The sequence below is a fragment of the Flavobacterium sp. genome (assembly GCF_029242675.1).
Lineage (GTDB): Bacteria > Bacteroidota > Bacteroidia > Flavobacteriales > Flavobacteriaceae > Flavobacterium.
Genome location: NZ_JAQWTM010000333.1, coordinates 1 through 13,845, shown reverse-complemented (window position 1 = coordinate 13,845; position 13,845 = coordinate 1). Strand labels below are relative to the sequence as shown.

The following is a 13,845-nucleotide window of genomic DNA, read 5'->3' as shown; positions in this document are numbered from 1 at the left end:
TTATAAATTATAATTAACAATGAAATTAATCCTCCGGCTAGGTGAATCAAGTGCACTACGGTTACAATATACAAAAATGTTGTTGTTATTGAACTCTCGCTTCCTGTAAAATAATATCCGTTTTCCACAATTTGTCCAAATCCTACAAACTGCAAAACAACAAATAAAATCCCCAGCGCCAATGTACTTAAAAGAAACAAAGTCGTAGCACTTTGCTTGTCCTTTTGTATTGCTTTTTTAGCCAAATGAAAAGTCACACTGCACCCTATTATAGCCATTGTACTATAATAAAAAGCGGTTGGCAATTCAAAATTCTTTAACCAATCTACTCGAGACCTACTCACCACAAATGCACTAGTAAGGCCCGCGAACATCATGGTCATACTAACCATTGCAAACAACAAAATCAACTTATATGATCGTGCCGTTCTTAACTGATGTTCCTCTGTTGTCATCCTAACTTCCATAACTATCTTAAAAATTTATCAAATATATAAATCAACTGCAATAAAGTGATGTACAAAACACTCACTAACATTAATGTTCTTGCTGATTTTGTCGTTCTTAATTTATATAAGCGCACTGAATAAAACAGCATCCACATTCCTAGCAAAAACACTAACACCCCTGCCACTGGCGAAATAAACAACTTACCTGTAAAACCTAAAGTTGGGAGCAATGATGCGATTACCAACCAAACCGTATATAATATTACCTGCAGCGCGGTACCTCTGTCTTTCTTACCCGTAGGCAACATAAAGAAACCCGCTTTTTCATAATCTTCATATAAAAACCAACCTATTGCCCAGAAATGAGGAAATTGCCAAAAAAACTGAATTAAAAACAAAGTACCTGCTTCAATACCAAAACTACCTGTAGCAGCTACCCAACCCAGCATAAAAGGAATCGCTCCCGGAAAAGCACCCACAAAAACAGACAAAGAAGTCATTGTTTTTAAAGGAGTATAAACACTTGTATATAAAAAAATAGATATTGCCCCAAACATTGCAGTTTTAGGATTAATCATATACAACAAGGTCAACCCAACGATAGTCAACAAACTAGCAACTACCAAAGCAACATTCGATGACATGCGTCCTGAAGGCACTGGTCTGTTTTTAGTACGATCCATTAAGCGGTCTAAATCCTTCTCAATAACCTGATTAAATGCGTTGGAAGCACCAACCATACAATAACCCCCAATAGCAAGCATAACAAGAACCGACCATTGAAAAGGATTGTTTTGATCAAATCCCAATAGATAACCTGCTATGGAAGAAAACAAAACACTAATAGCTAACCCTGCTTTAGTGATTTCTTTGAAATCTAAGAAGATTGCTTTAAAGGAAAACGTATTAGCCGAAGTGTTCAATTCAGATTGCATTATAGATTATAAAACTGCTGCAAAGGTACGAATTAGATAGCGAAATTATAAGGTAGATTTTATATTTTTTCCAGCTTTAAATCATAAAAAAACAACTGATTTATTTAACAATTGTTAGCCCTGTTCTAATAGTCGAAATACCAATTGAACACATCTGTTCTTAAACCAATCGAAAACCAACTCGTGTTTTCCTTAAAAGTAGCGGTAGTATTTTTAGTAGGATCAAAGTTTCGATAAATATAACTTCCAAATATTTTTAAATTAGTGGCTGGGTTCACTAAATACCCTGCTTGTAAATCAGCAATTACAATAGTTGTTTTATTACCCTGTCCCACAACTACACCTGTATCAAAAGGGCGGTTTACATCATAGTATTTATAGATATTTCCTCCATAATTAAATTGATTATCTGTGGTATCAAAATCCAAACCTCGCGTTCCCGCAGTTAACTTTGCATCAACATAATACCTGCCTTTGTGGTACCTCGCAATGGCTATTACTTCTCTGAAATTACCTCCCCATTGATGACCAATATTTTGATTATTGTGTCCGTAATTTGTAATTGGATCACTGTGGGAGTACACATAAGGACGAACATGATTGTATTCGGCCTGAACAAGTAAATTCTTAACCCCGAAAGCATTATAATACTTCGCTCCAATTTGATAGCCGAATTTGTTTTTCCAACTATTATCTCTCTTCTTGATATCACCCAGAGAAAATTCATCTAATAAAAACTGACCATATAGATTAATACTGTTGTTCCATTTAAATTTAGATGTTAAACCCAGCAAAGCATTTCCTGTTCTTGCAGAGGAAGCAAATTCTACGGAACGATAAAAGATAATCGGATTTACAAAACTTGCATCAAATCCTCTATTATTAGTATTGGTCCAAATTACAGATTCAAAAAATCCTAAATTTAATCTATTAGAAACGTTCCAACTTAAATAGTGATTTGCCATGAATTTGGTTGCATACGTTCGTTCCAATGTAACCTCCGGTCGCACATCCTTCAACCACATATAAGTATTGGTGTATTTTATTTTCCAAAAAGTAGTATTTAATTTCAAATAAGGATACGGACTTGCGCCATCAGTTGCTAATAAAGATCGGTAACCATCTCCAATAAAATTTTTACCATATCCGAGCTGCAAATCAAAAAATTTATTTGGCGTAAAGGTAATATTAGCATCCGCCAAAGGAAAGTCGAACGAATCCGTTTTAAAGTCTTTAGCGATTCCTACTCCTGGAATAATAGCAGGATTCCCGCCCGCAGGACGAATTGATTGTGCGTATCGATTAAAGTAATCCGCAAAACGTCCTTGACTTTCAAAAACGGTTGTTGAAAAAGTAATTTGACTACCTAATCCTCCTCTAAAATTGATTCCACGTGTATTAACGTAGGTATAAGTCGCTTTTCCATCGGACGATTTTCCTAATTGCAAATCAACAATAGGATTTAAAGTAAACCAATATCCCTCACCTTGAATTTCAACTAAATTCTCATTCCACAACTTTTTTGCCCACCAACTGGAAGCTTGTCTGTTTAATTTTTGGTTAGCTGCTTGAATGTCGTAATACTTAGACACTTCGGCATAACTATACGGCTTGGAAGCAGTATGATTGTTACTACCTACTTGATTTAACTCCCCATCAAATTGCGCATAGCTACTATGTGAAAAAGGAATTCGCAAACTACTTACTAATTCAGGACTATTGTACTTGGAGTACACAATACGATCCAACTCTGTACTTTTATTTTTCTCAGGAATTACAGCCGTTTTAGATTCTACATTTACAGAAACAATCTCGTCAGGGTTTTTTAAGGGTATTGCTATGCTAATAGTATAGGTCGCATAATTGGGTTTTCCATTGTAGGTTGACGGACTGATTTTAGGAAATTTAGTAAAAACTCTTTTAGCCTCTTGAATTAAATTCTCATCAACAGCATTTACATATATCACCTTAAAAACCCCTTTAGTATCGACCTCAAAAAGCACCTTTACTTCTCCTTTAAAATCATTTTTAAACAAGTTATCAGGCACTACAAAATTTTGAAAAACAAAACTTTGAACCTTATTATAAAAGCAGTTTTCTAAAGCCAGTCCTTCTAAATTCTCACAGCCTGGAAAAACAGGAAATCGTTCAGCCGATAGACTAGAACCGTTTTCTTGGGCCTGTACCAAAAAAGTAAAAAGGGACAAAAACAAAGCTAAAAAACTCTTTTTCATAATGCTTAATATTCTAATTCTGAATTTTGACCATTTGCAATAGCTTTTGCGCCTGATGTACCAATTCTTTTTACTCCTAAACGTATCATAGCAATTGCCTCTTCATACGTTCGCACTCCACCAGCTGCCTTAATAGGAAGTGGAGAAGCATTCTCTAACATCATTATAATCGAAGGCACAGTGGCTCCGTTAGGCAAACCTCCCTCAGTATTATAAAAACCCGTTGATGACTTAACAAAAACTGAACAGTATTGTTTTTCTTCAAAATTGGTGATGATACAATTTTTAATTAACGCACTCAGTTGAATAATTTGCTTATCGTTAAGAGCGGCAACTTCAATAATCCATTTTACGATTTTGCCATTTTCCAATCCGAGTTGTGTTCCTTTGATTATTTCCTCTTTTACAAGATCAATTTCACCAATCTTAAACGCTTCGTAATTGCAAACAAAATCCAATTCATCTGTACCATTATCAATAGCTGATTGAGCCTCAAGAAGCTTGTCTTCAATAGCAGACCTACCTTGTGGAAAATCAATTACAGTTCCTATTTGAACTCCTGAACCAGCCTCGGTAATCATATGTTTTGCCAGCGTCACTTGATCAGGCCTAATCATAATTAACTTAAAGTTTTCATCAATAGCCTCTTTAATACATTGCTGTACCACAAGGGTGTTTTCAGCTTCGGACAGTCCTGCCTGTACAGCTGTTTTCAAATATGTAGAATCAAGGAATTGTCTAATATTCATTTTGGAGGCTTTGATTAACTAAAAATTCAAGTGATGGACAAAAATACATTTTATATTTTAAGCAGCTAGTTAAACTTTTTAGTTTTAAATGGCTCGCTTTAAAATCAAAAATAGTGAGCTACTGTGGTGTACTTAAACTAAATAAAATGCCCCAAATAGTAGTGAACTTTTTGGGGCATTTTAAAAATCGTAAATTTTTTTATACTACTCTTCTATTTAAAATCTTTTTTCCAATTATAAGAAGTAGAATTCCTATTATGGCGCCAATCAAATTAGCTACAACATCAAAAACATCTGCTGAACGGGTTGTTGTAAAGATCGTTTGCATTATCTCAATTGCTATACCATAAAACACCGATAGCGAAAAGGCAAACACTAAGGCCTTAGTACTAAAACTCTTGCTGAAGAGTTCATTAAAGTACAAAAACCACAACACCACAAATAGTAGATGAAAAGAGGCATGTACTACTTTATCTAAATTGTTAATTGCTACATAGGGAAGGTCACTTGATTTTATTAAACATAAAAAAAAGATCACCGAAGTCCATAAAACAGCTGCAAATAAAGCACTATTTTTACGCACCAATTAAGGCTGTATACTCCTCACTTGAAAGCAATGCATCATAATCAGCAGTGTTTGCAACTTTGATTTTAATCATCCATCCCGCACCGTAAGGGTCTGAGTTTACTGTTTCAGGTGTGCTTTCCAAATCTTCATTGAAAGCGATTACTTCACCAGCCATAGGCAAGAATAAATCAGATACCGTTTTTACTGCCTCAACAGTTCCAAAAACCTCATCTTTTTCTAAAGTTTGATCTAAAGTTTCAACCTCAACGTATACAATATCACCTAATTCTTTTTGTGCGAAATGTGTAATACCTACGATTGCGATATCTCCCTCGATACTAACCCATTCGTGATCTTTAGTATACTTTAAATTTGATGGAATACTCATATAAATTCTTATTGATAATTAATAATTAATTTTTTACTTCACAAATGTAATAATCTTCTATTCAATTCTAGAGAAGAAACTAAAATTAATTCCCGAAATTATAACGAAGCGTAAATCCAGAACGAATGTTAGTCAACGGAAATGAAGTTGAAATAACTGCTTTCGAAAAGGAATGATCGTAATAAAAAATTGCCGTTAAGTTTCTGCTAAACGAATAATCAGCAGTGATTTTCATAGACCATATGTTTTGCCCTCCAGCCAACTGATTGTTGTCATAATCCAAATACCTAACTAAAGTTTGATTATTACGATACGACAAATCCCCTTTTAGGTTGATATCTCCTTTTATTATTCCTGATGGATTATCAGCAAGTCGTGAAGTAAAAATAACATCTTTAAAACGATATCCTAGCCCGACTACGTATTCGATACCTTTAACTTCCGTTAGTAAATTGTTATCAAAACTCATTGACAGCGCACGGTCTTTCTTTATTTCTGTTAGGACCTTCAAAGAACTTTTTAATTCAAAATCCATACGAACTAATGGGCTAAATTGCTCCACTAGGTTAATGTTAGACATGATAATTTTGTTGAAAAAATTACCACTACCATCTACTCCATTTGGAGTCTTATCAAACTCAAAATTAGATCGATATTGATTTACAGTATAGGAAGCTCTGTAATTATGCTGAAGTGAAAAACGTTTGAAATTACGCTTAAACACATCAAAACGCATTAATCCATTGTATTTGATATTCCAGTTAGGAATAGGAACATTTCTAAAAATTCCTAGAGAGACATTATCTGCATTGGCTCCTGAATAAGCTGCTAAAAACGCCGGCAACAATACTGCTTGATTGTTTTTACCGTATCCTATTGGATAACCATCTGCATCGATATTAGCTGGATTATTGACATCGATACCGCGTGCAGTTGCAAGCCTATTGGCCACTACAAACCTATTTGCTCTGAACGCATCAAATGCAGCTGATGCGACCTCATCACTCCTAGAAAATGACGTTTTAATCAATACTGTTGAGACTGAAAACAATCCGTAGGTATAAGGAGAACGTGAATTATATATACCTCCTGCAGATACATCATATTGCTCTGAATAGTTTTCAGACAGCGATCGATCCGCAGTTAAATCAATTTTAAGGTCTGGAAACAAATCAACATTAGCGGTCGATTTGAAAACCTTGTTGGTAACCTGAGTAAAGTTTTGATTAAAATCTTGATAATTTGTCAACCAACCATTTTTAGCCGCTTCATAACGAACGTCGTCCTGACTACCAAAAACGAATCCTAATGAAGGTCGAGACGAACCTAGGAATCCTATACTCGGGGTATAACCTGGTAAAACGGTACCACTATTTTCAGTGTAATTTAATTGTATGTTTTTAACACTAGTCAACACGCCCAATAATCCTTTCATGAACTCATTGCTTTGAGCCGGTGCTTGGTTATTATTGACAATCTTCTCCCCTGGTTTAGGAATAGTTGCTTTTGGTTTTGATACCGTACTTGTTCCTTTTTGGGACAACCCTAAATACTTGTACAGCATCTCCATATTTAAATTGGCGTTCAAATTATTGGAACGTGCATTTTGAATCGTATTTCCTAAATTATAACTAGTGTTATCAATTTCGATTTGAGACAAGGCTGTTGAAGCTCTTTGCCAGCTGTAATCACTCGTGTACGAATAGTTAGCTTTAATAAAACTAAATACCGGAATTTTATTGATTGGAATCTCGTAATTCACAACCAGTTGTTGCATGTGTTGATTAGGAGTACCAATATCCCAATAACTATCCCAGATTGTAAAGCTATCTATAGATTGATTGTTTTGATCTAAATAATTTCGAACAATATTATTTGACGATGCTGTATAACCTAATTTTAATGATTTAGTTAAATTATAGTTGAAACCATACTGATAATTGAACATGAAATTTCTTCTATACAAAGGCTCTAATCCTAACCCTTGCACTTCTACTTGTCGGAATTGCTGACGGTTATATTGCCTGTTTATATTGGTATTAAACGAAATGTTTGAAGGCAAATAATTGAAATTAAAATCACTTAATAATTTCCAATAACTACTTTTCTTGAAGAAGCCCGACTTTTTAAAAGGCTCTACTGGTTTTGGTTGAAAGGTAAAAGCATAGTCCACTGAGGTGCTTGCTTGTTGATCAACATACTGTTCAATTTCATAATCATGGCGTTCGACTTGATTATACGATTGTGAAAATGTGAAATTCTCAGGATCGTATACATGTTGCTTTTGCTCAGGACTACGTTGTTTCCTTACACCAATAACATTAATACTTGTACGCTTGGTGTAATCAATAGCTCTATTATTAATATTACTTCTGTCAGCTTCGTTGGTTGTGTTTTCTAACAGTTGCTTCAGTTTTATATCTTGGTTAAATGGGTCGTATTGTGGTGTTATAATCTCTTCGCCTATTCCATAATTAAATGGAAAATTGATTCCCCACTTTTGCGGAAGCAACTTACCTAAGTTTATATTGGTAACCACATTATATTGTTGAACGTCTTCACGACGTCGTTCATTAGGTCCTTGCTCTACCGTGCCAAAGCCAATAGTGCTTTTCTTACCAGTGGCAGAAACAGTTGCAAAATCAGCTAAATTAGTATCAATATTCAATACAGCCGCCATACCTCCTTGGTTGTCCATATCAGCCAAACGAAGTTCATTAAACCACACCTCTCCTTTAATATCTTGTATGGTTTCCTTACTTTTAACACCAACCATTAAGGTACGAACAAATCCAAAATTAGGATTCCCTTTAATTCCTAGCCTTAATTTATTGATTTTATTTGACAAGTCAGGATCAAGCTGGTCTTCCTCTTGGTAGTAAATTCCGTCAGCAGGTAAGGTGCTCAAATCAATTCCCATTGCCATAATTTTCAACTTGGTTAATAAGGCTAATGAAAGATCAATATTATTATCAGCTGGCCAAACAGCCTCTGCGCTCAAAGGCGAACAATTAGTTTGCGAATTTGACGATGGCGTTGTTACTTTTAACGGTATTTCAATTTGATAAAAATTCTGCGTAAAGTCATTACCAAAACGTATAAATCCTACCATTTGATCATCTCTTAATACAGGTTGGAAAGGCAACGATTCAGCATGTAAAAACATTTTAAGTTTTTTAAATTGACGCATGTCGATACTCACATTTTTAAATACCGCTCTAGAATCTCCTGGCTCTAATCCGTCACCGGAAACACGTAATGACAACGACTGCTCATTTTGATTAATTAAAGTGTTGTTATTATACAATTGCTCTCGACGAACATCCGGAGGAACTATATAATTGACTGGACACCTTTCGTTGTTTTCTTGAATATTTACTGCTAATACATCTAGTGTTGTATTGTCATCCGACACATTCGTATCATTAAAATCTAAGGTATTGGTATACCTTCTCCAATCACCACGAATGAGGTCTAAAGCTCCAAAACGCATGGTTACATTATTAGTAAATCCCGTCATGAACATTCTCATAAAACGGATGGATCTAAAATCAGAAATATTTCCGATTGTATTTTCTGGCTGTGAAACCGGTATTTTAAATTGTATCCATCGTGCATCAGTTACTTCACCGTTAGCGAGTGTTACCTGTGTATTTCGAATATCAGTAATGTAATTTTGTCCCACTGCCATATTAGGCGTCATTTCAATGCTATATTCATAATAAGCATTGATTGTATTCATGGTATTATCCTTATTGACATCTTCAACATCAGGAACTGTGCTAGCTGCCCTATTAGGATTATTAATGTCCACATCTGAATTTCCATCAACTCCATTATAGTTTTTGTAACGGTCTACGATTCCTCCCGAAGTATTTAGATAATACTTGTAATCATCCGCAGCAGGATCCGGATCCGATGCGTAATTAGTATAAACCGCACCTTCTTTTGAATTTGGCAAACCGTCTAAACCTACGTCTTGATTGGCTCTAGTATCAGCATTAGTATCAAAAGCATAAATTAAAGACTGCGAGGCAGGAACATCTCCCCAAATAGGTCTTGGATTAACCAAAATTTGATCAGGCCCTAAACCGTTTTCATATTGTTTTCTTCCATCTTTCAGTACATCCTCTGCTATTTCACCTAGATTAAAGTAAATTTTACCCACATTACTAGGTGCAGTTTTACCGTTACCCACATAAGGATCTAAAATCCAAAGTTGAATATATTCTACATTTCCTTGCTCGAAATTAGTAGAGTTGATTGACCTCATAATACCTCCAAAATTATCTCTTGGGCTTGCAGCAAAATTGGTGCTGTTATTATAAGGACCTCTTTCTGATGGATAATAGGTAAGGTCTAACGTATTGATAACTTGTGACTGCCCTTGCGCGATATCAGTCAATGGGTAGAGTTCCTCACTAAAAATTCTTCTGGTGGAATTAAATGAAAGGTCATCATTAGTAATACCAGCTGGTTTTTGCGCATAAAATATTGGGTCAATAGTATACCACGCCATTTTTGCTCTCTTGAAACCGTAGCTTAAATCATTTGCCGAAGCATTAAAATCATACGTACTACGTGCATTCCTATCCGGTGTAGAAGCTAAGCTCCACGCAAAAGCAGAACGCATATCTATAGTTGATTGCGAACCTTCGAAATCATCTACGTAAATAGTTGATTCTCCCTCAAAACGATCTGCTTTAGGTGTATCTGGCTGCAAAAATGCTACTTCTCCCCTTACCGATAAATTAGAGGGAACATCAGTGTCAATGTTAGGTAATTTATTAACTAATCGTGTTAAAAAAGGGACCTCAGTAGAGAAATTAGTGTTAAGTCCAAAAATAGTATTATTCACTGATTCTTGGCCGAAACTAGACTTTTGGGTATAAGGACGTTCAGACATTTTAATGTAGGTAGCCCCAATCAAAAAGTTATCCGAAATTTTATGTTCGACATTTACTCCAATAAAACGGCGCGTTTGTTGTCCAAAAATAGAATTGTTCTCAACGGAAACGTTGATAGGTGTATTCGAGGCTTGGAGTGAAGGATCTAGAATTTGAACCGTTCCCAATTGATAGTTTACGCTGTAATCAATTCCTTCAATTAAAACGCGACCACCAGCAGTAACCACTACCGATCCTTGTGGCACATTGTAGGCTCCAATTGGTATTCCGTCTGTGGCAGAAGATTTATACTTTCCTCTCAAAAGGAACTTGTTTTTTTCGCTATCTTGTAATGCTCCAGATTGGGTATTGCGGTACATGTTCCTAAAAACATATTTTCTTTGGTTGGCATTATAGGTCGCTACATCATTGTAATTTTCAGCCGAACCTGTATTAGATAATTTAGAAAACAGTAATTCTCCAAAAGGTTCCTTCGTGGTAAAAATTATACGACCGTTCTGTGCGTCTATTGTAATACCCGGGATAAAGTCATAAAAACCATCTCCACCTGCTTGACGGTCATTATTATAATTTAATTTATCTAAATTAAAAACTTGTAATAAAGGAGTTTGTTCTACTTTATTATCAGGCGTTGGGTTTGCTGGAAAAGGACTGCCGTCGACTGCCGAAATATAATTTAAAGGTGATGGATCAGTATAAAGAATATTAAATCTTAAATCTTGTTGCTTAATTTGATAAGCACCTTGAATTTGATAAATATTTTTCATCATCAAATTCCAAACTGGATTTTTTACATTTGTCAAATTACTTTTCAGCATTTTCAAAATCAAACTTTGCGTAATTACCGCTTGTGATGATTGTGGTGTTCCTGTAACTAGGGTCGCATCGACACCATCATTACCAAACTCTCCTACGCGGTACACCTTATCGCCTATAGTGTACTCGTACGCAACAGCTAATATCTCATCATTAGTTAATCGCTGCTGCAAGGAGATGTATCCAAGCTGTGCGTTATAGGTATATTCGTTTGCCGTTAACTTACGGGCATTTTCAAGTTTTGAATAGTCTTGACCTTCACTAACTGTTGCATTGAAACCAGAACTCGCCGTAGCAATTTCTCTAATATTGTTGTTTAAAAGCCCCGTTCCCAGTTTAATTTGTGCCGGATCATAATCGTTATTAGAGTTATCCGCAGGCGAATCAGTAGGGTTGTTGAAAATTCCTGTAGATGGGTCTAAAACTACGACTTCGTTATCAGCAAGTCCCGTTAATCGGGCTTCACCCAAATCCTGAAGTGCAATAACATTCCTAAGGTTATTAGAAGTAGTATTTAATCGTGTTTGTTTATTGGTAACCCAAACCTCTATTCTGGTAATTTGAGCTCTACTATCTACAAAAGGGTAATTTTTAAGAGCGGCATCGTATTTATTTCTAAAATACTGAGAAAGAAAAAAGTGCCTGTCGTTGTCGTAATCTAAAGCAAACATTTCAAAATCCTGAAGCGTACCTCCACCTTGTGAGACTACACTTTTGGTTTGTGATTTTTGCTCTGAGAACACACCTGTTACTGTAGTTTTACCAAATTGCAACTGTGTTTTAACTCCAAATAAACTTTGCGCGCCTCTAATTAAAGAACTGTTTAAAGGCATGCTTACGTTACCAACTTCAATTTTTTGAATGATATCATCTTCTGAAGGTGCGTATTCTAACTTAAATAAATTTTGAAATGCAAAGGTCGATTGAGTATCGTAATTAGCATTTACATTTAATCTCGTTCCTACCTTCCCTACTAGACTCATGCTGATCCTTTGATCAAAATCAAAAGATAGATTCGAGCGATTTCTTGGTGAAAAAGAGGGGTTATCTTGTTTCGTGTATCGGGCTCCCAAATCCATTTCTACAGACCCTGTAGGCTTTACATCGATGGTATTACTACCAAAAATAGATTCAAAAAGACCTGAATTGACATAATATTTAGGTAATAAATCTTTTTTAGCTTCCTCACTACCTTCTTTTTTTCCATCGATAGCATCACTCTTTTTCTTGAAATAATTCCGCATGGATTCTTTCAATACCAATCTCTCGTATTCTTTTGGAGTTAATATTATAGGGTAGTTAATGGAAAACCCGTCTACTGAATTGGTATAGATATACCTATCCGTAACGGGATCATATTTATACGCAGCCAATACACTTTGTGGGTCTTTCAATTGAACTTTTCCAACCGAAAATCCTTTTTTAATTGTATCCTGAGGCTCTTTTTTAACTTGAGCTAGTGATACAAAACCACAAAATAAAACAAGAAAAAAAACAGTAATTTTATGCATACAATTCGAGTTTCTCAATTCCTTTTATAGATTTTTTAATGCTTTTTTAATAATTGATTCCACAGAAGCTTCTGGGTCCTCTTTTACAATTTTTTCAATAATTTTCTCTGAAGTTTTACGAACAAAACCTAAGACCTCCAAAGCAGATAACGCCTCATCTCTGTTTGTATTGCTTTGGACCATAGAAACTTCGTCTAAATCGTACAATTTGAGTACTTTTTCTTTTAAATCGAGAATTACTCTTTGCGCTGTCTTAACTCCAATACCTTTTATGGATTGCACCGTTGAGACATCTCCTGATCCAATTGCCTCGATAATTTGCCTTGGTTCTAAAGAGGACAACATCGTTCTAGCAATACTAGCACCAATTCCTGAAACTGAAATCAGTAGTTTAAATATTTCTCTTTCTGACTTCTCAAAAAAACCAAATAAAGTATGTGAATCTTCCTTTACTTGCAAATGGGTGAATAATTTAATAAAGTCAGCATTTGGCAATAACGAATAGGTGTGCAATGAAATATTAACATGATATCCAACGCCACCGCAGTCTATTACAACTTCCGTTGGAGTTTTTTCTACTAATTTACCTTGTAAGTGTGCAATCATGTTTGATATATTAACGTACTTTATAAATGGATCTGCAAGCTAAATAAAATTAAACTTTAGCTGCTTTTTTCTTTTGCTTTTCTTGTGCATCAATAACTGCAATTGCAGTCATATTTACCATTTCTTCCACACTTGCTCCTAATTGAAAAATATGAACTGGCTTGCTAAGTCCCAACATTATCGGCCCTATTGAATCGATCTTATTCAATTCCTTCAATAATTTATAAGTGATGTTAGCTGAATCTAAATTAGGAAAGATTAAGGTATTTACTTTTTTCCCAGCTAATTTAGAAAAAGGAAACTTCTCTTTTAGCATTTCAGGATTTAAAGCAAAATCAGCTTGTACTTCTCCGTCGATAATTAGATCAGGATGATGCTCATGCAAATAGGCAACCGCTTCTCTCACTTTCGATGCTTTTGAATCCGTCGATGAACCAAAATTAGAAAATGAAACCATTGCTATAACTGGCTCAACACCAAACATTCTTGCAGTTTTTGCCGTCATAATTGCAATTTTCGCCAAATCATCAGCTGATGGGTCGATATTAATTGCTGTATCCGATAAAAACATTGGACCACGAGAAGTCATCATCATGTTTGTAGTAGCAATGATAGAAGCACCAGGCGCCTTATCTACTAATTGTAACATCGGTTTCACCACTGAAGAATAACTTCTAGAATG

At 35.3% G+C, this 13,845-nt stretch carries 9 protein-coding genes; all 9 read right to left on the bottom strand.

What is annotated here, in order from left to right:
- The coding region (locus tag P8M54_RS12155) for a heme-copper oxidase subunit III (RefSeq protein WP_300288149.1) at positions 1 to 467 on the bottom strand (467 nt) is incomplete at its 3' end.
- A 2-nt stretch (positions 468 to 469) separates the two neighbouring features.
- Complete coding sequence (gene cyoE, locus P8M54_RS12150; RefSeq protein ID WP_300288150.1) at positions 470 to 1,372, bottom strand: heme o synthase; 903 nt, start codon at positions 1,370 to 1,372, stop codon at positions 470 to 472.
- 137 nt (positions 1,373 to 1,509) lie between these two features.
- Positions 1,510 to 3,618 (bottom strand): gliding motility protein RemB, encoded by a 2,109-nt coding sequence (locus P8M54_RS12145; RefSeq protein WP_300288148.1) that lies wholly within the window; start codon positions 3,616 to 3,618, stop codon positions 1,510 to 1,512.
- A 5-nt stretch (positions 3,619 to 3,623) separates the two neighbouring features.
- On the bottom strand, positions 3,624 to 4,367 hold the full coding sequence (deoC, locus tag P8M54_RS12140) for a deoxyribose-phosphate aldolase (RefSeq protein ID WP_300288147.1): 744 nt from the start codon (positions 4,365 to 4,367) through the stop codon (positions 3,624 to 3,626).
- Positions 4,368 to 4,566: 199 nt separating this feature from the next.
- The gene (locus tag P8M54_RS12135; RefSeq protein ID WP_300288146.1) at positions 4,567 to 4,950 is read right to left on the bottom strand and encodes a VanZ family protein; all 384 of its coding nucleotides are present in this window, start codon (positions 4,948 to 4,950) and stop codon (positions 4,567 to 4,569) included.
- Positions 4,943 to 5,323 carry a glycine cleavage system protein GcvH gene (gcvH, locus tag P8M54_RS12130; protein ID WP_300288144.1) on the bottom strand — a complete coding sequence of 127 codons (381 nt, stop codon included), beginning with the start codon at positions 5,321 to 5,323 and terminating at the stop codon, positions 4,943 to 4,945. The genes P8M54_RS12135 and gcvH overlap by 8 nt, the downstream gene beginning before the upstream one ends.
- A gap of 85 nt (positions 5,324 to 5,408) precedes the next feature.
- Positions 5,409 to 12,557 (bottom strand): cell surface protein SprA, encoded by a 7,149-nt coding sequence (gene sprA / locus P8M54_RS12125; RefSeq protein ID WP_300288141.1) that lies wholly within the window; start codon positions 12,555 to 12,557, stop codon positions 5,409 to 5,411.
- 24 nt (positions 12,558 to 12,581) lie between these two features.
- On the bottom strand, positions 12,582 to 13,163 hold the full coding sequence (ruvA, locus tag P8M54_RS12120) for a Holliday junction branch migration protein RuvA (RefSeq protein WP_300288140.1): 582 nt from the start codon (positions 13,161 to 13,163) through the stop codon (positions 12,582 to 12,584).
- Positions 13,164 to 13,212: 49 nt separating this feature from the next.
- On the bottom strand, positions 13,213 to 13,845 hold a 633-nt coding region (locus P8M54_RS12115; RefSeq protein WP_300288139.1), incomplete at its 5' end, for a phosphate acyltransferase.